This window comes from Roseateles sp. P1_C1_2 (assembly GCF_056406535.1).
Window position 1 is genome coordinate 1 of sequence record NZ_JBFUAB010000009.1, and the last position, 19,979, is coordinate 19,979.

The window sequence follows — 19,979 nt, forward strand, 5'->3', positions numbered from 1 at the left end:
GCGCGGGGCGGGCCTGGGGTGCAGTGGGCGGCGGCACGGCGCGCTTGGGCGCCAGCGCGGCCATGGCCTCGGCGGCGCGGCGTTCGCGCTGCAGGCGGGCGGCGTCAATGGAGACGGCGGCCGGCTGCGTCGGCGGCGGGGCGATGCGCGGAGCGGCGGCGATGGGGTCGGGCTGGCCGCTGATCTCGGCTTGGCGGCGGCGCAGCACGCGCTCGCGCACATAGTCCTGGAAGCTCAGCGTGCTCATGGCCAACTGCTCAACGTCGCCTTGCACCTCGGGCGCGCCAAAGCTGGGCTCCATGCGGGCGCGGTCGGCGAAATTGGCGCGGGCCGGGCCTTGTGCGGGATGCGTGGGCGGCGGCGCGATCTGCGGGCGGGCCTGGCTGCGCGGCGCGCTGTGAGCCATCTGCTCGATCTGGCCCATGCCTTCCGGCGCCATCGCCAACACTTCGACGCCTTCCGGCACGTTCTTGTTGGACAGCACGACGGCGTCGGCTCCAAAAGCCTGCTTGACGAGCGCGAGTGCCTCGCGCGAGGTGCGGGCGGTGAATTTGCGGACGTTCATGCTGTGCCTCCGATGATGGAGCCGATGCGGATGGTGTGGGTCTCAGGAATCTCGCTGTGGCCGAGCACCTTGAGTCGGGGCGCGGCGCGCTTGAGCAGGCGGGCCATGGGCGCGCGGATCAGGTCGGGCACCAGCAGCGTGGCGGGCACGCCGCGGTCTTCCTGCTTCTGGGCGTTCTCGGCGGCGCTGCGCGCCAGCGTGTCGGCCACGCCCGGGTCCAGGGCCGCGCCATGCGGCGAATTGAGGGCCTGGGTGACGAGGCGTTCCAGCTCGGGCTCGAGCGCAATGACGTCCAGCTCCTTGGTGGAGCCGTAGATCTGCTGCACGATGGCCGGCGCGAGGTGGGTGCGGATGCGGCGGGCCAGCTCGACCGGGTCGGTGACGGCGGCCGCGTTCTCGGCCAGGCATTCGACGATGGAGCGCATGTCGCGGACGTGCACGCCCTCCTCCAGCAGCAGCTGGAGAACGCGTTGCAGGGTGGCGATGCTGACCATCTTGGGAATCACGTCTTCGATCAATTGGGGCGCCTGCTTGGTGAGGTGTTCCACCAGGGCTTGCGTCTCCACGCGGCCCAACAACTTGGCCGCGTGCACTTGCATCAAGTGTGAAAGGTGGGTGGCCACCACGGTCGAGCAATCAACGACCGTAAACCCGCTCATTTGGGCCATCTCCTTCTGGCGTTCCTCGATCCAGGTCGCCGGCAGGCCGAAGGCGGGGTCGGTGGTCGGGGTGCCGATGAGCTTCTGCGTCGCGTGGCCCGGGTTGATGGCCAGCCACATGCCCGGGTAGGCCTCGGCCTCGCCGACGACGGCGCCGCGCAGCGAGATGCGGTACTGGCTGGGGCGCAGCTCGAGGTTGTCGCGGATGTGCACGGGCGGTGGCAGGAAGCCGACTTCCTGCGCGAACTTGCGGCGCACGCCCTTGATGCGCGACAGCAGATCGCCTTCCTTGCTCTTGTCGACCAGCGTGATGAGGCGGTAGCCGACTTCCAGGCCCAGGGTGTCGACCGGTACCAGGTCTTCCCAGCTGGCCTCGCCGGCGCCTTCGCTGCTGGGCATGATGGGCTTGACGGCCTTGGCGGCTTCGAGCTGCTGCTCCTTGCTGCGCAGCCAGTAGGCCAGATAGCCCATGCCGGCGGCGATCAGCAGGAAGACGACATGCGGCATGCCCGGGATCAGGCCCAGGGCGCCGATGACGCCGGCCGTGATGGCCAGCGACTTGGCCGAACCGAACACCTGCTTGCCGATCTGGCTGCCGATGTCCTTGTCCGTGCCCACGCGCGACACCACCATGGCGGCAGCGACCGAGATCAGCAGGGCCGGCACCTGGGCCACCAGCGCGTCACCGACGGCCAGCAGGATGTAGCTGTCGGCGGCCTGGCCGGCGGACAGGCCATGCTGGGCCACGCCGATGATGAAGCCGCCAACGATGTTGATGGCCAGGATCAGCATGCCGGCGACGGCGTCGCCGCGCACGAACTTGCTGGCACCGTCCATGGAGCCGAAGAAGTCGGCCTCGTCGGAGAGTTCCACGCGGCGGCGCTTGGCTTCGGCTTCGTTGATGAGGCCGGCGTTCAGGTCGGCGTCCACGGCCATCTGCTTGCCGGGCATCGCGTCCAGGGTGAAGCGCGCGCCAACTTCCGCGATCCGTTCCGCACCCTTGGTCACGACGATGAAGTTGATGACGACGAGGATGGCAAAGACGATCAGGCCGACGGCGAAGTTGCCGCCGATCAGGAAATGGCCGAAGGATTCGATGACCTTGCCGGCGGCGCCCGTGCCGGTATGGCCTTCCAGCAGCACCACGCGCGTGGACGCGACGTTCAGCGACAGGCGCATCAGCGTCGTCAGCAGCAGCACGGTCGGGAAGGCCGCGAAGTCCAGCGGCCTCACCATGTGGGCCGCCACCATCATGACCATGACGGCCATCGCGATGTTGAAGGTGAACAGCAGGTCCAGCGCGAAGGGCGGCAGCGGCAGCACCATCATCGACAGCACCAGCAGGATCGCGATGGGCGCGCCCAGCGCCGCGATGACGCCGGCACGCGGGCCGAGCAGGCCTTGCAGCTTCTGGATCAAGGGGTTCATGAATCGGCCTGGGCCAGCGGTAAGGGGGCGTGAATCGATGTGTTCGTGATCTGGCGCACGGAGCGCAATGGCCATGGGCCCAGGTCACCTGGGAAGTGATTGTTCTGGGCGGGTCTGAAAACTTGAGCCGGAGAAACGGCGGAAAAACAGGGCTGTTCTTGCCCCAAGCGCCTCACGGCGCTCACTCCGTGAAGTCTTCCTCGGGGTCGGGCGCCCAGCCCGGCTTGTTGTGCGGGTCGAGCTCGGGCGGCACATGCGGATGCGGCACATCCGGGCGGGCCACGTTGCGCGAAGCCAGGGCGGCGCGCAGCTGGTAGACATAGGCCAGCACCTGGGCCACGGCGCCGAACAGCGCTGCGGGGATCTCGTGGTCGACCTTGGCGTGGGCGTAGAGGGCGCGGGCCAGCACCGGCTGCTGCAGCACCGGCACCTTGCTTTCCTTGGCCAGGTCGCGGATCTTCATGGCCAGCAGGTCGGCGCCCTTGGCGATGACCTTGGGCGCGGCCATCTTGCCTTCCTCGTACTTCAGCGCGACAGCATAGTGGGTCGGGTTCATGACGACCAGGTCGGCCTGCGGCACGGCGGCCAGCATGCGGCGCTTGGCCATCTCGCGCATCTTGGCGCGCACCTTGGCCTTGATCTCGAGGTTGCCTTCAACCTCCTTCATTTCCTGCTTGATCTCTTCGCGGCTCATGCGCATGCGGCGCAGCCACAGCTGGCGCTGCAGCGGCACGTCGATGGCGGCGAACACCGCCAGCGCCACGGCCAGCAGACCCAGGCCGCCCATCAGCTGCTGGCCGGCATAGGCCAGGGCCGACGGCAGCGGCACCGACATGATGCCGACATAGGCCGACAGTCGATCCCTCAGCACCATGGCGCCGACGATGCCCAGCACCAGCGCGAGCAGCACCGCCTTCAGCGCCGAGCCGAAGCCCTGGCCGGTGAACAGGCGGCCGAGGCCGGCGAGCGGGTTGAGATGGCTGAACTTGGGCGCCAGCGGCTTCATCGTCCAGTTCCAGCCACCGCTGGCCAGGTTGCTGGCAATGCCGACGACCATCAGCAGCGCCGCGATCGGGCCGGCGACGGCGGCGAAGGCCAGCGTCATCTCGGCCAGGCGCTCGCCCATGAAACCCTTCTGCGCCAGCAGGCGGGCGTCGAAGTGCAGGCCGGTGATCAGGGTCTGGCGCAGCCTCTCGACGATCTGCGGACCGCCCGCGGCCAGCGCAGCACCGCCGGCGACCATCATCGCGAAATGCGGCAGGTCGCGGGAGCGCGGCAGTTGGCCCTCGGCCCGCGATCTTTCGATCTTCTTGGGCGAGGCGGGTAGATTGCGATCCTGGGAGTCTTGGTCGGCCATGGTGGTACTGCAGCTGAACCGGATTGTTCGAGGCAGCCACCAAAACTTGAGCGAGAAAAGCGGGGTGCTTGGCCCCCATTCCCAGCCCTGCGCCACCGCGCGCCTCAGGGTGTGCAGGATTGCCGCTCCCAGGTGGCCGAGCGGCGGCGCCCGGCGTTAATCTGCTGGCCATGCATCGCCTTGCCCGCCTGCTCGCCCTGACGGCCATGTCCTGCGCCACCGGCACGGCCCTGGCCCAGGTCCAGTTCCAGCCGCTGGCCATCGAATACCGCGACAAGCCGCCCTACAGCCACACGGTGGACGGCAAGCCGGCCGGCTTCCTGATGGAGAAGACCGTCAAGCTGCTCAAGCGCGCCGGCATCGAGGCCCGCTATGCCGAGGTGCCGATCCGGCGCACCTTGCAGCATCTTCAGTCCAACCAGGCGGCGCTGTGCTCGCCCGGCCTGTACAAGAACCCCGAGCGCGAAGCCTTCGCCCGCTTCACCCTGCCCATTCACCGCGACCGGCCGCACGTCGTGCTGGCCCATGCCAGCGTCGTCGCGCAGATCCGCGCCATCCCGCGCATCGCCCAGCTGTTTTCCGAGGCCTCGCTGCAGCCCGGCGTCATGGACGGCGTCTCCTACGGCCAGCAACTGGACCAATTCCTCGCCACCGCCGCCCGGCCGCCGCTGCGCGCCCAGCTGGCGCCGCTGCAGCTGGCGCGCATGGTGGGCATGCGGCGCGTCGACTACATGCTGATCGACGAGGAGGACCTGAACTGGCTGCGCAAGGACCCCGAGTTCGCGCCACTGCCGCTGGTGCGCATCGAGTTCGCCGACATGCCGCGCGGTGAGCTGCGCTACCTGGCCTGCTCGATGCAGGTCACGCCGCAGACCGTGGACAAGCTCAATCAGGCCATCCGCGAACTGCAACCCGAGGCGCTTGCCGACTGACCCGCATGGTGAGCACGCCGGCCCTGCTCGCCAGCCTGCTCGCTGCGGCCTGGCTGCCGGTGGCGGCCCAGCCCGCCGTCGCCGTTGAATACCGCGACAAGCCGCCCTACAGCTACACCGTCGCCGGCAAGCCGACCGGCTTCCTGCTGGAGCGCGCGGTGCGGCTGTTCGAGCACGCCGGCATCCAGGCCAGCTTTGCCGAGATGCCGGCACGGCGCACGATGCGCAAGCTGCAGGACAACCAGGAGGCGCTGTGCTCCCTCGGCCTGTTTCGGCTTGCCGAACGTGAGGCCTGGCTGCGCTTTTCGCTGCCCATCCACCGCAGCCGCCCCCATGTCGTGCTGACCCATGCAGGCACGGCAGGCCGCATCGCCGCCATGCCCGGCGTCACGCAGCTGTTCGCCGACCGCAGCCTGCAGGCCGGCCTGGTGGACGGCGTGTCATACGGCCAGCGGCTGGACCGGGCACTGACGACGACGACGCGGCCCGCCATCCGCGCCCAGAAGACACCGCTGCAGCTGGCGCGCATGGTCGGCGCGCGGCATGTGGACTACATGCTGATCGACGAAGAGGACCTCGCCTGGCTGCGCCAGGATGCCAGCTTCGCCGGCCTGGGCCTGGTGCGCATCGAGTTCGCCGACATGCCGCCCGGCGAACCACGCTACCTGGCCTGCTCCTTGCGCGTCAGCCCGCAGACCCTGGACAGGCTCAACCAGGCCGTCCGTGAACTGGTGCCCGAGGCTCAGGCCGACTGAAGGCTCAGAACCGCTGGCGGAAGCCCAGCATGATGGGCACGGCCTCCGTGCGGGCGCCGCTGGCATCGGTGGCGCGCAGATAGTCGAGGCCCAATTCCAGCGTCGCGGTTTCGGTGGTGCGCCAGCCGATGGAGAAGCCCAGCGTGGGCCGCGCGTCATGCTGGGAGCCGCGGTCGGTGGCCGCATTGGTGAAGGCCGCACCGACACGCCAGGTGGCCTCGACGTAGGGCCCCCAGCGCACGGCCCAGGCGCCGCCCAGCACCACGGCGCGGAAATGCGCCGAAGTGGCGGGCCCATGAAAGTCGGCGTCGAATTTGGCCTTGCCGAAGTCCATATACCAGGCCTCGACGGCGGAGACGCCGAAGCGGTAGCCGGCACCGATCTTCATGGCCGTGGCGCTGCCCTTGCGGCAACGGCAGGTGATGAAGCCGGGCTCGGACTCATAGTGGCTGCCACCGACCGCCAGATCGCCATACCAGCCGATGCGCGAGTCCGTCGCGCTCGATTGGGCCTGGGCCAGCGGCAAGGCGGTGGCCAAGGCAGCGGCGGCCAGGGCGGTGGCCGCCGGCTTGAATCGAATCATCTGATCTCCCTGATTTGTTAACGTCGCCATCGATGGGCGCGGCGGCGTTTTTAACAGACGCCGGCCGGCCCTCGAGGGATGGACATCGCCACATTCAGGGACAACAAAAAGCCCGCCTGAAAAGGCGGGCTTGATGCAGGCGCGCGAGGCGCTTCAGAAGCCGAGGCTGGCCAGCAGGTCGTCGACCTCGCCCTGGTTGGTGACCACGTCGGTGCGGCCTTCGGCATTGACGACCGGGCCTTGCAGGATGGTGGGGTCGACCTTTTCGCGCTGCTCGGGCGGCACAACCTGCACCAGCAGCTTGACGAGGCTGTCCTCCAGGTCGTTGGCGAGCTTGACGACCTTGGCGACGACCTGACCGGTCAGGTCATGGAAGTCCTGGGCCAGCATGATGTCGGTCAGGTGGTTGTCGATGCTCGCGGTGCGGTTCTCGACGTCCTTGACGAAGTTCATCACGGCACCGCTGGCGACCGCGCGGACCGGATCGGCCACGATGGCGGCAGCCAGCTCCTTGGTGGCGCTGCTGATGCCGGCGTGCTCGGCCTTGGCCTGGTCGACGGAGTTCAGCACCTTCTCGGCGGCGGCGGCGGTCTTTTCGGCGATGTAGCTCAGGCGGCTGCGCGCGTCGGGCAGGCCGTCGGTGGCCACCTGCAGCTTGGGCATGACCCCCAGGCGCTGCATGGTGTCATGCAGCGTGCGGGTGATCGTGCCGAGTTGCTGAAAGACCTCGGGGGAGACGAGCAAGGGCTCGGCACTTCCGGCCAGCTTGTCCAACTGTTCCATCGACATGGCAGTCCCCTTGTTGTTTGTTGTCAGGCCGCGGCGGCCAGCTTCTGCATGATCTTCAGGACTTTTTCTTCCAGCGTCGCCTTCGTGAAAGGCTTGACGATGTAGCCCGCGGCGCCCGACTGGGCGGCCAGCACGATGTCTTCCTTGCGCGCTTCGGCGGTGACCATCAGCACCGGCAGGTGCTTGAGGTTGGGGTCTTCCTTGATGGCCTTGAGCAACTCGAAGCCCGTCATATTGGGCATGTTGATGTCGCTGACGACGAAGTCGAACTTGGCGCCCTTGAGCATGTTCAGCGCTTCGACGCCGTCTTCGGCTTCTTCGCAGTTGTTGTAGCCGATCTCCTTGAGCAGGCCACGCACGATGCGGCGCATGGTGGAGAAGTCGTCAACGACCAGGAATTTCATGTCAGTGCTCATGGCGATCCTCTCTCTGGGGCGGGGCAGTATTTCAGGGTCAGCCCGCAGTCTAGTTTCTAGCGAGCCGGCGCCGACGCTTGAGTTTGCGGCATTTTGCCGGTCCCTGGCACTTGCGTGACGCCACTTGCCGACACTGGCGCGGACCCGGCCTGCGGCGCCGCTGCATCGGCGTCGGGCTCGTCGGGCAGGTTCTTCAGCACGGCGTCCTCGGCATCGCGGTTCATCACGATGATGCTGATGCGCCGGTTCAGGGCGCCGTTGGGGTCCTTGGCGTCCAGCAGCTTGCTGGCGGCCAGGCCCTGCACGCGCAACATGCGGGCCTCCGACAGGCCGCCGGCGACCAGCTCGCGCCGGGACGCGTTGGCCCGGTCGGCCGACAACTCCCAGTTGCTGTAGCCCTTGTCGCCACCGGGAAAGGCCTGGGCGTCGGTATGGCCCTCGACGGTCAGGCGATTGGGCACCTCGGTCAGCACGCTGCCGAGCTCGCGCAGCAGTTCGCGCATATAGGGTTTCACGATGGCGCTGCCGCTGTCGAACATCGGCCGGTTGCCCTCGTCGACGATCTGGATGCGCAGGCCTTCCTTGGTCATGTCCAGGCGGATCTGGCCGCCGAGCGCGGCCAGCTTCGGGTTCTCGGCGAGCACGTCCTCGACCTTGGTCTTGAGCTGCTCCAGCCGCGCCTTCTCGGCCTTGCGCTGTTCTTCCTTCAGCGCGCGCAGCGTGTAGCTGGCACGCTTGGCGGCGCTGTCGCCTTCCTTGACCTGGCCGGTTTCGCGCGACAAATCCTTGCCGCCGCCCTTCACGACGCTGGACGAATCGCCCGAGCCCGAGCCGCCGGCCATCGAGATCTTCAGCGGCGACTGGAAGAAGTCAGCGATGCCCTTCTTGTCGCCCTCGGTGGTGGAGCCAAGCAGCCACATCAAGAGGAAGAAGGCCATCATGGCCGTGACGAAGTCCGCATACGCGATCTTCCAGGCTCCGCCGTGAGCGGTATGGCCGCCCTTCTTCACCTTCTTGATGATGATGGGCTGGAGCTTCTTGGCGTCGCCGGCCATGAGCTACTTCTTCTTCACGTGGCCTTCGAGCTCGGTGAAGCTCGGGCGATCACCGGAGAACAGCACCTTGCGGCCGAATTCGATGGCCACCTGGGGCGCATAGCCCTGCATGCTGGCCAACAGCGTCGTCTTGATGCACTGGAATTCCTTGCCGCCGTCCTCGACCTTCTGCTCCAGCAGGCCGGCAAGCGGCTCGGCAAAGCCGTAGGCCAGCAGGATGCCCAGGAAGGTACCGACCAGGGCCGAGCCGATCATGCCGCCCAGCACCGCCGGCGGCTGGCCGACCGAGCCCATGGTGTTCACGACGCCCAGCACGGCGGCCACGATGCCGAAAGCCGGCAGGCCGCCCGCCAGGCGCTGCAGCGCGGCCACGGCGGCGTGCTCTTCCTGGTGGTGGGTCTCGATCTCGCTGTCCATCAACGATTCGATCTCGTGGGCGTTCAGGTTGCCCGACACCATCATGCGCAGGTAGTCGGTGATGAATTCGGTGACGTGGTGGTCATTGCCCACCGTCGTGTATTTCTGGAACAGCGGCGAGCTGTGCGGGTCTTCGACGTCCTTTTCAATGGACATCAGGCCTTCCTTGCGCGCCTTCTGCAGGATGTCGTACATCAGCGCCAGCAGCTCCATGTAGCGGGCCTTGCTGTATTTGCTGCCCTTGAAGCACAGCCCCAGGCCGGCCGCCGTCGCCTTGACCACCTTCATCTGGTTGTTGGCCAGGAAGGCACCGATGGCGGCACCGAAGATGGTGATCATCTCGAAGGGCAAGGCGTGCAGGATGACGCCAATGTTCCCGCCGTGGGCGATGAAGACGCCGAAGATGCAGACCATGGAGATGGCCCAGCCGATGATGACGAACATGCGCGGTCGAGTTGGGGGTGTTCAGGCCATATCGGCCCGTAGCCGGGGGGCTTGAGCGAGTATGCCGCGCGTGCGCCGGGGCAGTAACTTCAATTGGGACGCTTTGATGCAGCTTTCCCTACCGTTGCATACAGCCACACCGGCTGGCCGCCCGGCAGCTGCCAGCTGGCGACGGGTGCCACCTCGGGCACGGCAAAGTCCAGGCTGACCAGCCAGGCCCCCGGCGCCAGCTCGGCGCAGGCCTTGGCCCAGACGCGGGGCATGGACTCGGGACGCTGGAAGACATAGATCAGCGCAAACGGCGCCCAGTCGTCGGCCCACAGGTCGCCCTGGCGCACGATGGCACGACGCACCCGCCAGCGCGCCAGCAGGGCCAGCGGGCGGCTCCATTCGACGCCTTCGACGCGCGCCTCGGGGTAGATGTGAACCAGTTCACGCAGGCCGTCACCGACACCGCAGCCGGCGTCGAGCACACGGGCGCCAGCTGGCAGCGGCGCCAGGGCCGGGAGCCGATCCAGCGCCCCGCGCGGCGTCGGGAACAGCGGCGCCTCGGACCAGGTGCGGCGCGGGTAGAGCCACCACAGCAGCGCCAGCGGCGCCAGCCACAGCAGGCCCGAGGCCCCGCCCTGCCAGCCCAGGGCCAGCACGGAGGCCGGGAAGCCCAGGGCAACGATGAGGCGGCGCCAGCGCTCGCCATTCAGCCAGCCCAGGCCGGCGGCGACAGCGGCGCCCAGCGCCAATGCCGGCCCGGGCGAAAGGCCTGCCCAAAGCGCGGCCGCATAAATGAACCAGGCCGCCAACCAGCTCAACAGAGCCGGCAGCGGCCAACGGGTGATCCACATGGCGACAGTGTCGTCTACGCCCACCGACTCACCGCGGGCCGAGCGCCGGGCCGCTCCCTAGCCGGACCGCTCTGGCGATGTGCTTGCCGGTCAATCCGGCAAGCATCGCCGTCCCCGCGGGGGACCGACCGGGATTGCCCGCGTGCAGCGCGGCAAGACCGGGCGAGGGGCATCAGTGCATCTGGATGGAGCCTTGCGCGCGGCCCTTGCCGGCGCGTGCGGGCGGGTTGCACAGGCCGCAGACGAAGTGGCGGGCCGTCTCGTGCGGGTGGGTGACGAACTGGCCATTGCACTTGGAGCACTTGGTCAGCGTCAGCATGCCGTTGTCGACGAACTTCACCAGGCGCCAGGCGCGGGTGACGGACAGCATGGCTTCCAGGCCCTGGGCCGTCGTCTGCTCCTGGTAGAGCTGGTAGGCCTTGATGACGGTGTCGATCTCGTCCAGTGCCGCAGCCTTGTTCAGGTACTCGTGGATGTTCAGGAAGAGGCTGGCGTGGATATTGGGCTGCCAGGTCATGAACCAGTCGGTCGAGAAGGGCAGCTGGCCCTTGGACGGCGACTTGCCGCTCACTTCTTTATAGAGGCGCAGCAGGCGCTCGTAGGACAGGTCGGTTTCGGATTCCAGCACCTGCAGGCGGGCACCGAGGTGGATCAGCTGAACGGCACGGTCGATCTGCTTGGCTTCGGTGAGGATGCTCTTGACGCGCATGGTGGGCTCCGGAATCTGTGACTGAGTGGGCGGTCGGGACGGCGAATCAGGCGTGCTCGTGGCGGCCGGCCATCAGGATGGAGGCGTGCAGTCGGGACACGCTTTCGTTCGCACCCGGCTTGCTGTGGTTGGTCAGCAGGCCCCACACCAGGTCGTCGCTCATGCGGAAGGCGCACAGCAGCGTGTTGCCGGAGGCGATCTTCATGATCTGGGCCGGGCTCAGCRTGCCGATCAGCGTGGCCGTGTCTTCGCTGATGCCCAGGCGGTACAGGGCCTGTTCGCGGTCGGCGCGGATCAGGCTCTGGGCCAGCATCAGGTAGGACAGGTTGGCTTCACGGATCTCGGCGAGCATTTGGTCGGCGTTCATGGCGGCTTCCGTTTCAGAGGTAGAGGGGTGTTGCGGATCAGTGAAACGGATTGTGTTGACCCCTCTTCTTTCGCGATATCAGGCTGCGTCGGTACGCCGCGTCACGTTTTCAGGAAGCCCTTGTCAGCCAAATTCCTACAGGCACGTCAGGGCCTGCAGGCGCCAAAGCAGCGGGGCCCCGCCMGCTTGCGCCGGCGGGGCCCCGAGGGTGTGAACTATGTCGCGTCAGCCGCGGCGCAGGCGCTGCAATTCCGTCATCGCAACCGGCACCAGCTCCGGCGCCTCGGCGCGCAGGCTGTCGGCGCCGGGGCCGGATTGCAGGGCAGACAGCACCTCGACGGCCCGCTTGGATTCACCGCGGCCGGACAGCGCGAAGCCCAGCGTGTAGAGACTGGGGCCGTGGTCGGGGCGGATCTTCAGGGCACGCTCGGCACAGGCGGCGGCCTGCTCGTGGCGGCCGGCGACGAGCAGCAGCGCGCCCATGTCGGCCATCAGCTCGTGGCTGGTGGGCTCCTCCTGCAGAGCGTCCTGCAAGATGCCCAGGCCCTGACCCAGATTGCCCCGGGCGGCCTCCGCGAAGGCGGCGTTGCGGGCGCGGGCCAGCAGCATCAGGGCGTCTTCCGACATCGCAGCGGCAGCGGCGGTGGGAAGGTGAACAACTTTTTGACGGGTCGAGGCGGACAAGGCGGGCATCGAGGGCTCCAGTCCGGCGCGGGGTATCGGCCGGGATGGAGCGGACTTTAGGCAAGCCGCTTTTTGCCGATCCAATGAAAAGCCGGGCCCTTCCACCTCAAAAAAACTGCGTCCGGCCGATCCGATGAACAAGGCTTTGCAGATGCCTCTGTTCAAAAGATCACACCCCTTGACAAAAGCGCCTCAAGAAACGTGGTCGGCAGTCCGATAGCCATTGCAACGGCGCCGGCAACGGTTCCGTGGTCCGGCCGGAAAGCCGAGGCGAAGTCCAGATCCCAGGTGATGGACCCGCTTCAAAGGTTGACTGGCGTCGGGCGTAGCCACAAGGGCTTGCCTACTAACTAATAAGGGCGGGTCTGCGTGGGCAGCACGGGTGCCTCACCCGGGCACCTGGGTCTTCGCCGGCGCCTTTGCCGGGTCATCTCTAGTTGAAAGGAAGCGCATCATGCCCGCAGTCATCAATACCAATCTGCTGTCGCTCAACGCGCAGCGCAATGCCAGCTCGGCCCAAAGCTCGCTGGCCACCTCCATGCAGCGCCTGTCCTCGGGCCTGCGAGTGAACTCCGCACGTGACGATGCCGCCGGCCTGGCCATCGCGGAACGCATGAATTCCCAAGTCAAGGGGATGAATGTCGCCATCCGCAATGCCAACGACGGCATTTCGCTGTCGCAAACGGCTGAAGGCGCCCTCGGCAAGGTCAACGACATGCTGCAACGCATGCGTGAACTGGCCGTCCAGTCCGCCAACGGCACCAACAACACCGACGACCGCACCGCGCTGAACAACGAGTTCACGCAGCTGCAGAGCGAAATCACCCGCCTGAGCACCAACACGACCTTCAACGGCCAGGCGGTGCTGACCAACACGACGGCGTTCAATTTCCAGGTCGGCGCCAATGCCACGGCCAACGACACCATCACCATCAGTGGCCAGAACATGCTGGGCACGACCACCGCTGCCGGCAAGAACGACGGCGCCCTGGCGGAAGTGGCCAACACGACCAACACCGACATCTCCAACGTCGGCGTGGCTGGCACCGGCACCACCTTCGACGTGTACACCGGCTCCGGCACCAAGGGTGCCCTGGACTCGATCGCCAAGATCGACCAGGCCATCGCCCAGGTCAACGTGGCCCGCTCGACCTTCGGCGCGGCGCAAAACCGCTTCGATGCCGTGATCGAAAGCCTGGGTACGGCGGTCGAGAACCAGTCCGCCGCTCGCAGCCGCATCATGGATGCCGACTACGCCATGGAAACCGCCAACCTCAGCCGCGCGCAGATCCTGCAGCAAGCTGGTACGGCCATGATCGCCCAAGCCAACCAGCAACCGCAGCAAGTGCTGCAGTTGCTTCGATGATCCCGGGCCAGCATCAACGCTGGCCCTGAGCTCCGCAGCGACAACCGTCGTCGTTGACCCCCGAGGGCAAAGCCCGCCAGCTCAAGCACCCTAAAAGGCCGCCAATTACCCCTCAGTTCGGTAGATTGAGCGGCCCATTTTCCGAAGGATCACTCTCAAGCGTTCCCCTGCCAGGTCCGATAACGGATTCAACGGGTCCCAGCTCGTCAGCCAACGCGACAGGCCACACGGTCGATAGCGCCAACTGCCCAGGGCTCGGATTCAACCTATTGGCACTGAAAGGAACGCGCCATGTCCGCAATCATCAACACCAACCTCGCCTCGCTGAACGCTCAGCGCAACACGTCTGCCTCGCAGGGCTCGCTGATGGTCAGCATGCAGCGCCTGTCTTCGGGTCTGCGTGTCAACTCGGCCAAGGACGACGCCGCCGGCCTCGCCATTGCCGAGCGCATGAACACCCAGGTGCGCGGCATGAGCGTCGCCATCCGCAACGCCAACGACGGCATCTCCTTCGCGCAGACCGCTGAAGGCGCGCTGGGCAAGATCGGCGACATGCTGCAGCGCATGCGTGAGCTGGCCGTGCAGTCGGCCAACGGCACCAACAACACCGACGACCGCACCGCGCTGAACAATGAATTCGCGCTGCTGCAGTCGGAAATCACGCGCCTGTCCAGCAACACCAACTTCAACGGCAACTCGATCCTGACGGGCTCCGCCGCCACCACCTTCCAGGTGGGCGCCAACGCGACGGCCAACGACACCATCACGATCACCGGCGCCGACATCCTGAATACCGCCACCGCCGCTGCCACCAACCAGGGCGCCCTGGCCGAGGTCGCCAACACGGCCAATACCGACATCCTGCTGGTCGGCGCGGCCGGCACCGGCGCCACCTTCGACATCTACACCGGCTCGGGCACCAAGGGTGCGCTGGACTCGGTCGCCAAGATCGACCAGGCCCTGTCCCAGGTGAACACGGCCCGCTCCACCTTCGGTGCGGCCCAGAACCGCTTCGACGCCGTCATCTCCAGCCTGCAGGTGTCGGTGGAAAGCCAGTCGGCCGCACGCAGCCGCATCATGGACGCCGACTACGCCAGCGAAACCGCCAACCTGAGCCGCGCGCAGATCCTGCAGCAGGCCGGCACCGCGATGATTTCGCAGGCCAACCAGCTGCCCCAGCAGGTGCTGACGCTGCTGCGCGGCTGATGGAAGACTGAAGCCCGGCGGTGGGGGCACCGCCGGCACAGGCTTCAGGAAGCGTTGAACAAGTCCCCACGCGCGGCGCATCCCCGCTTTGGGCGATCTGCTGCGTAGCAAATGCTCGCCATGGCCCAAGCCATGGCTGTGCGTTGCGCCTTGCAGCTCATCCCAAACCGGGGCGCACCGCATCGCGAGGACTCATCCAACGCTTCCTTAATGGCCGTGGTTTTGACCGTTGTTCGCGGGTTTGGCCCGCGGGGGGCACCAACACAATTCACTCCATCGCGTCGCTGACTTCTGCGGCGCGGACACCGGAATCAACCGGGCTGTTGCAGGAGTGCTTAAATGCCCCAGACGATCAATACCAACATCGCATCGATGAACGCGCAGCGGAACTTGAACAGTTCCCAAGGTCTGCTGAGCGTCTCGATGCAACGCCTGTCCTCTGGCCTGCGTGTCAATTCGGCCAAGGACGATGCCGCCGGGCTGGCGATCGCCGAACGCATGAACACGCAAGTCCGTGGCATGTCGGTCGCGATGCGCAATGCCAATGACGGCATCTCGCTGGCGCAGACGGCGGAAGGCTCGCTCGGCAAGGTCGGCGACATGCTGCAACGCATGCGTGAGCTGGCCGTGCAGGCTGCCAACGGCACCAACAACGTGCAGGACCGGGCAGCGCTGAACAACGAGTTCACGCAGCTGCAGACCGAAGTCGGGCGCCTGATGCGCAACACCAACTTCAACGGTTCGCCCATCCTGACGGGCTTTCCGGGCGGTGCGACGTCCACGTTCACCTTCCAGGTGGGCGCCAACGCCACCGTGGATGACCAGATCGTCATCACGCAGAGCGACATCCTGGGCACGACGCCCGGCACGACCGGCACGCCCAACGGCAACGACGGCGCGCTGGAATCGGCCGTCAACAGCACCAAGATCAACATCCTGGGTGCCGCCGGCAGCGGCACCGGTGGACCGCCGCCGACCGCCGCGGTCGACTTCGCCGCCGCCGGCGCCCCCCCGGCCCTGACCGGTGCGAACGGCGACGAAGGCGATCCGTTGGTGGCCGTCCAGTTCCTGGACTTCGCGCTCGCCCAGGTCAACCTGGCCCGCTCCACCTTCGGTGCCACGCAGAACCGCTTTGACGCCGTGATCTCCAACCTGCAGGTTGCCGTCGAGAACCAGACCTCGGCCCGCTCGCGCATCATGGATGCCGACTACGCCCAGGAAACGTCCAATATGTCGCGGGCACAGATCCTGCAGCAGGCTGGCAACGCCATGGTCGCCCAGGCCAACCAGCTGCCGCAGCAGGTGCTGCAACTGCTCAAGGGCTGAGGCCGACGCCGCTCAGCAACGCCGGGATCCGCGTGTCGGAAGTCCCGGCGTTTCTCATTTCAGCGCCAACGCTGCAAAAAATCCCTAAAGTTCGCCCCCGGCATGCCGAAGGCCCTAGCGAAGGGGTCGAACTCAGGAAAGGCATATGGCCACCATCTCGTCACTAGGTATCGGCAGCGGTCTCGACGTTGAAAGCTTGGTCACCAAGCTGATGTCGCTCGAGCAGCAGCCGATCAATGACATCAAGCAGGCCTCGGCCAAGCTCCAGACCAAGATCTCCGCCTACGGCATGTTGCAGTCGGCCGTCTCCAGCATGCAGACGGCCGCCCAGAAGCTGTCCGACGCCAGCCTGTGGAACGCCTCCACGGTCAGCGTGTCCGACCCGACGGTGGCCAGCGTCACGGCCACCAGCGCCGGCAGCCAGAACCATGTGCTCAAGGTCAGCCAGCTGGCCTCCGCCCAATCGGTCGCCAGCCGCATCTTCACAGGCGGCAGCAGCACCATCGGCGACGGCACCCTGACCATCGCCCTGGGCCGCTGGGCCGGCGAACCGCCGGTCTTCACGGCCGGCGCCGGCACCCCGGTGCCCGTCACCATCAGCGCGGCCGACACGCTGGCCAGCATCCGCGACAAGATCAACGCCGCCAATGCCGGCGTCAGCGCCAGCCTCGTCAACGACGCGGCCGGCACACGCCTGGTCATCCGCTCCCTCAGCACCGGTGAAAACCAGGCCTTCCAGATCACCAGCCCCGACGCCGCCCTCGCCGATCTGACCTACGACCCCGGCAGCGGCGCCGGCATGACCCAGGCCCAGGCCGCTTCCAACGCCCAGTTCAACTGGGACGGGCTGGACCTGAGCTCGGAGAGCAACACGCTGTCCGGCCTGTCCGACGGCATGAGCGTGACGCTGCTCAAGACGACGGCCAGCACCGTCAATGTCGGCACCACGAACGACACGGCCAGCGTGCGCAAGGCGATCACGGACTTCGCCAATGCCTACAACGCGCTGATGAACCTGATGCGCGACCAGACCAAGTACGACGCCGGCACCAAGGCTGCCGGCGTGCTGCAGGGCGACACCAAGGCCGTGTCGGTGCAGCAGATGCTGCGCGGCATCACCGGCGGCACGACGACACTGGCGGGCGCCTTCGGCCGCTTGTCCGACATCGGCCTGGAACCGGGCCAGAACGGCGCGCTGACGGTCAACGCGACCAAGCTCGACAAGGCCATGTCCAACCTGACCGACCTCAAGAAGCTGTTCGCCGCCCCCGACTCCGTCAACACCCGCAACCAGGGTTTCGCGCTGCAGTGGAACAGTTTCGCCACCAAGATCCTGGGCACGGACGGCGCGATCACCACCGGCCAGACCAGCCTGCAAAAACGCATCGCCAGCAACACCAGCACCATCGACCGCATGGAAGACTCGCTGACGCTGACGGAAAAGCGCCTGCGAGCCCAGTACAGCGCGCTGGACACCAAGATGAGCCAGCTCAGCGCGCTGTCGGCCTATGTGTCCAAACAGTTCGGCAGTTCGTCCTCCAGCTGAGGCGCCGAGCAGGATTCACGAACAAGGCGCCTAAGGGCGCCTTTTTCACGCCGCCAGCAGGGGTAAGCCGCCTCAAGTTCCCCGGCCGGGCGCCGAAATTTGAAGGTATCCAGCCCAGAGAGCCCTCATGTACGGATCCTCCTCCCCGTTTGCTTCCCGAGCTCACCGCGCCGGCTCTGCCTACGGCAAGGTCGGCGTCGAGACCGACGTCCTCAGCGCCAGCCCGCACCGCCTCGTGGCCCTGCTGTTCGACGGCGTCATGGAAGGCATGAACCTGGCCCTGGCGGCCATCCAGGCCGGCAACACGCCGGTCAAGAACAACTCGCTGTGCCGCTGCGTACGCATCCTGGACGAGGGCCTCAAGGCCGCCCTCAACCTCGAATCCAACCCGCTGGCCCACGACCTGCGCGACCTCTACGCCTATCTGTGCATGCGGCTGACCCACGCCAACCTGCACAGCGACGTCGCCGCGATCGAGGAGTGCAAGCGCCTGCTGGCGCCCGTGCGCGACGCCTGGCAGGCCATCGCCGACAACCCGGCAGTGCGCCCGCCCAAGGCCGCCTGACTCACCCGCCCCGCCCTGCTCACGCTATCCGGTACGCCCCCATGAATTCCGACCTGCTCAACTATTACGAGGCCATCGAACAAGCCAGCGCCGACATGCTGTCGGCCGCCCGCACCGGCAACTGGGACGAGGTCGTCAAGCTCGAAGGCGCCTGCGTGCTGCTGATCTCGCAGCTCAAGTCTGCCGCCAGCCAATCCCAATTGGCCCCGAGCGAATCGCAGCTGAAGACGCGCATCATGCAGCGCATCCTGCTCAATGACGCCGAGATCCGCCACCTGGCCGAGCCGTGGCTGGAGGACCTGGACCAGGTGATGACGGGCAAGAGCAGGCTTGTCCATTGACCCCTCGTCCAGCCCGCCTCGCTGAACGCGGGCGGGTCTGATCGGTCTTGCAGACCGCGCTGCGGCAGTGCCGCAGCTCTTCGGCAGGCACGGCGAGTCCACTGGACTCACCATGTCCGGCCTCAGCCCCCGAGGGGATGGCGATGCTTGCCGGATCGACCGGCAAGCACATCGTCAGGCGGGCCGGCTAGAGAGCGGCCCGGCGCTCGGCCCGCAAGACCAAGCCGCGCGGCTACCATCTCATCATGAGCGCTCCTGAAACCACCTCCGAGGAACTGCGCGTCGCCTCCACTGCCGAGATCGCGGCCTATCTGCAGCAGTTGCAGCGCGAGACCGCCGGCGTGTTGCTGAGCGGCCCCCAGGGCCAGAGCCTGTCCAGCCGCATCGTCGCCCTGGACACCGACGCCGACGTCATCGGCCTGGAGATCGGCACCGACCCCGACGGCATCAGCCAGGCGCTGGTGGCCGACGGCGAGATCACCGCCGTGGCCTACCTCGGCGCCATCAAGCTGCAGTTCGAACTCGAGGCGCCCGTCCTCGTCAGCGGCGAGCAGGGCACCGTGCTGCGCAGCGCGCTGCCGAGCCGGCTCTACCGCTTCCAGCGCCGCCAGTCCTTCCGCGTGCAACCGGCCGGCAGCGCCTATCCGCGCGTCGTGCTGCCGGGCGCAGAGCAGCCGGGGCGCGCGCTGCGCGTGCTGGACCTCAGCATCGGTGGCCTGGCCCTGGCACTGCCGCCGGATTTCTCCCCCCTGCCCCTGGGCCAGACCAGCGACGGCCTCGTGCTCGAGCTCGACCGCATCAGCGCCCTGCGCGTTGCGCTGCTGCCCCACCATGTCAGCGCGATTGCCGGCGACGCCAGCGGCATGCAGCAGCTCGGCTGCTCCTTCGTCGATCTCGACGCCAACGCCGGCCGCTCGCTGCAGGTCTATGTAGACCAGACACAAAAGCGCCGCCGGCTGCTGAAGCTGGATCCATGAGACCCGGGTTGCGAGGTTTCACGCTGCTCGAGGTGGTCGTCGTGCTGGCCGTACTGGCCATCGTGCTGTCGGCCGCCGTGCCGAGCTACACGAGTTATCTGGCCCGCCAGCGCCTGCGTCATGTGGCGGAACTGCTGGAACTGGACCTGCGCCGCGCCCGCGCCCTCAGCGTGGACGAGGGCCGCAACATCTACGTCAGCTTCAGCAGCGGCCCCCAATGGTGCTGGGGCACCAGCCGGGCAGCGGCCTGCGACTGCAGCACCGGCCTGCCGCGCTGCGAGCTGGGCAGCATCAACTACCGCGACTACAAGGGCACGCTGCTGCAGTCGGGCCAGAGCGTCACCTTCCAGGCAGGCCTGGGGCGGGCGCTGGACTGGACCCGCATCGGCATCTCCAACGACAACAACCAGCAGCTGCGCATCGACCTGAACCCGCTGGGGCGGCYGCAGATCTGCGGTTCGGACGCCCGCAAGGGCAACGGCTGCTGAATTGTTGGCCCCTCGCCTGGTCCTGCCACGCTGAACGCCGGCTGGCCCAGTCGGTCCCCCTAGGGACGGCGATGCTTGCGGCATTGAGCCGCAAGCACATCGCCTGGCGGGCCGGCTTGGGAGCGGCCCGGCGCTCGGCCCGAAAGGCCAACCCGTGCCAGC

At 67.2% G+C, this 19,979-nt stretch carries 21 protein-coding genes and 1 pseudogene; 10 read left to right on the top strand and 12 right to left on the bottom strand.

Annotated elements, in window-relative coordinates; all coding sequences use genetic code 11:
* From AC1D2H_RS10130 to flhB, 3 genes and pseudogenes are all read right to left on the bottom strand, one after another.
* A pseudogene (locus AC1D2H_RS10130) lies at positions 1 to 565 on the bottom strand (flagellar biosynthesis protein FlhF); the annotation flags it as partial.
* On the bottom strand, positions 562 to 2,652 hold the full coding sequence (gene flhA / locus AC1D2H_RS10135; protein ID WP_478010841.1) for a flagellar biosynthesis protein FlhA: 2,091 nt from the start codon (positions 2,650 to 2,652) through the stop codon (positions 562 to 564). The gene flhA and the pseudogene AC1D2H_RS10130, both read right to left, overlap by 4 nt.
* Positions 2,653 to 2,833: 181 nt before the next feature.
* Positions 2,834 to 4,009 (bottom strand): flagellar biosynthesis protein FlhB, encoded by a 1,176-nt coding sequence (gene flhB, locus AC1D2H_RS10140; RefSeq protein ID WP_478010842.1) that lies wholly within the window; start codon positions 4,007 to 4,009, stop codon positions 2,834 to 2,836.
* A 170-nt stretch (positions 4,010 to 4,179) separates the two neighbouring features.
* Here flhB and AC1D2H_RS10145 point away from each other — a divergent pair, with 170 nt between their 5' ends.
* Together AC1D2H_RS10145 and AC1D2H_RS10150 are read left to right on the top strand one after the other, a co-directional pair.
* Entirely contained in the window at positions 4,180 to 4,941 is a 762-nt protein-coding gene (locus AC1D2H_RS10145; RefSeq protein WP_478010843.1) for a substrate-binding periplasmic protein, read from the top strand.
* A gap of 5 nt (positions 4,942 to 4,946) precedes the next feature.
* On the top strand, positions 4,947 to 5,696 hold the full coding sequence (locus AC1D2H_RS10150) for a substrate-binding periplasmic protein (RefSeq protein WP_478010844.1): 750 nt from the start codon (positions 4,947 to 4,949) through the stop codon (positions 5,694 to 5,696).
* Positions 5,697 to 5,700: 4 nt separating this feature from the next.
* Here the strand turns inward: AC1D2H_RS10150 and AC1D2H_RS10155 are convergent, their stop codons facing one another.
* From AC1D2H_RS10155 to AC1D2H_RS10195, 9 genes are all read right to left on the bottom strand, one after another.
* Positions 5,701 to 6,279, bottom strand: a complete 579-nt coding sequence (locus AC1D2H_RS10155) for an outer membrane beta-barrel protein (protein ID WP_477937455.1) — start codon at positions 6,277 to 6,279, stop codon at positions 5,701 to 5,703.
* Between the two features lie 153 nt (positions 6,280 to 6,432).
* The gene (locus tag AC1D2H_RS10160; RefSeq protein WP_477937457.1) at positions 6,433 to 7,068 is read right to left on the bottom strand and encodes a protein phosphatase CheZ; all 636 of its coding nucleotides are present in this window, start codon (positions 7,066 to 7,068) and stop codon (positions 6,433 to 6,435) included.
* A 23-nt stretch (positions 7,069 to 7,091) separates the two neighbouring features.
* A complete protein-coding gene (cheY, locus tag AC1D2H_RS10165; RefSeq protein ID WP_056199225.1) occupies positions 7,092 to 7,484 on the bottom strand; it encodes a chemotaxis response regulator CheY in 393 nt (130 codons plus the stop codon).
* A gap of 56 nt (positions 7,485 to 7,540) precedes the next feature.
* Positions 7,541 to 8,539: a flagellar motor protein MotB gene (gene motB, locus AC1D2H_RS10170; RefSeq protein ID WP_477937459.1), complete on the bottom strand. Its 999-nt coding sequence runs from the start codon at positions 8,537 to 8,539 to the stop codon at positions 7,541 to 7,543.
* A gap of 3 nt (positions 8,540 to 8,542) precedes the next feature.
* Positions 8,543 to 9,400 carry a flagellar motor stator protein MotA gene (gene motA, locus AC1D2H_RS10175; protein ID WP_478010845.1) on the bottom strand — a complete coding sequence of 286 codons (858 nt, stop codon included), beginning with the start codon at positions 9,398 to 9,400 and terminating at the stop codon, positions 8,543 to 8,545.
* 89 nt (positions 9,401 to 9,489) lie between these two features.
* Entirely contained in the window at positions 9,490 to 10,242 is a 753-nt protein-coding gene (locus AC1D2H_RS10180; RefSeq protein ID WP_478010846.1) for a class I SAM-dependent methyltransferase, read from the bottom strand.
* A 172-nt stretch (positions 10,243 to 10,414) separates the two neighbouring features.
* A complete protein-coding gene (flhC, locus tag AC1D2H_RS10185; protein WP_119043339.1) occupies positions 10,415 to 10,951 on the bottom strand; it encodes a flagellar transcriptional regulator FlhC in 537 nt (178 codons plus the stop codon).
* A gap of 46 nt (positions 10,952 to 10,997) precedes the next feature.
* Entirely contained in the window at positions 10,998 to 11,318 is a 321-nt protein-coding gene (gene flhD, locus AC1D2H_RS10190; protein WP_478010847.1) for a flagellar transcriptional regulator FlhD, read from the bottom strand.
* A 225-nt stretch (positions 11,319 to 11,543) separates the two neighbouring features.
* Complete coding sequence (locus AC1D2H_RS10195; protein WP_477937467.1) at positions 11,544 to 11,945, bottom strand: tetratricopeptide repeat protein; 402 nt, start codon at positions 11,943 to 11,945, stop codon at positions 11,544 to 11,546.
* Between the two features lie 511 nt (positions 11,946 to 12,456).
* Between AC1D2H_RS10195 and AC1D2H_RS10200 the strand changes: the two genes are divergently transcribed.
* From AC1D2H_RS10200 to AC1D2H_RS10235, 8 genes are all read left to right on the top strand, one after another.
* On the top strand, positions 12,457 to 13,368 hold the full coding sequence (locus AC1D2H_RS10200; protein ID WP_477937469.1) for a flagellin N-terminal helical domain-containing protein: 912 nt from the start codon (positions 12,457 to 12,459) through the stop codon (positions 13,366 to 13,368).
* 291 nt (positions 13,369 to 13,659) lie between these two features.
* Positions 13,660 to 14,574, top strand: coding sequence for a flagellin N-terminal helical domain-containing protein (locus AC1D2H_RS10205; protein ID WP_477937472.1), 915 nt, complete (start codon positions 13,660 to 13,662; stop codon positions 14,572 to 14,574).
* 339 nt (positions 14,575 to 14,913) lie between these two features.
* Complete coding sequence (locus AC1D2H_RS10210) at positions 14,914 to 15,900, top strand: flagellin N-terminal helical domain-containing protein (protein ID WP_477937474.1); 987 nt, start codon at positions 14,914 to 14,916, stop codon at positions 15,898 to 15,900.
* 145 nt (positions 15,901 to 16,045) lie between these two features.
* Complete coding sequence (fliD, locus tag AC1D2H_RS10215) at positions 16,046 to 17,446, top strand: flagellar filament capping protein FliD (protein WP_478010848.1); 1,401 nt, start codon at positions 16,046 to 16,048, stop codon at positions 17,444 to 17,446.
* 127 nt (positions 17,447 to 17,573) lie between these two features.
* Positions 17,574 to 18,011 carry a flagellar export chaperone FliS gene (gene fliS / locus AC1D2H_RS10220; RefSeq protein WP_477937477.1) on the top strand — a complete coding sequence of 146 codons (438 nt, stop codon included), beginning with the start codon at positions 17,574 to 17,576 and terminating at the stop codon, positions 18,009 to 18,011.
* Between the two features lie 41 nt (positions 18,012 to 18,052).
* Complete coding sequence (locus AC1D2H_RS10225) at positions 18,053 to 18,352, top strand: flagellar protein FliT (protein WP_478010849.1); 300 nt, start codon at positions 18,053 to 18,055, stop codon at positions 18,350 to 18,352.
* 245 nt (positions 18,353 to 18,597) lie between these two features.
* Complete coding sequence (locus AC1D2H_RS10230) at positions 18,598 to 19,329, top strand: flagellar brake protein (RefSeq protein ID WP_477937481.1); 732 nt, start codon at positions 18,598 to 18,600, stop codon at positions 19,327 to 19,329.
* Entirely contained in the window at positions 19,326 to 19,817 is a 492-nt protein-coding gene (locus tag AC1D2H_RS10235) for a GspH/FimT family pseudopilin (RefSeq protein WP_478010850.1), read from the top strand. Before AC1D2H_RS10230 ends, AC1D2H_RS10235 begins: the two co-directional genes overlap by 4 nt.
* The last annotated feature ends 162 nt before the right edge of the window (positions 19,818 to 19,979 follow it).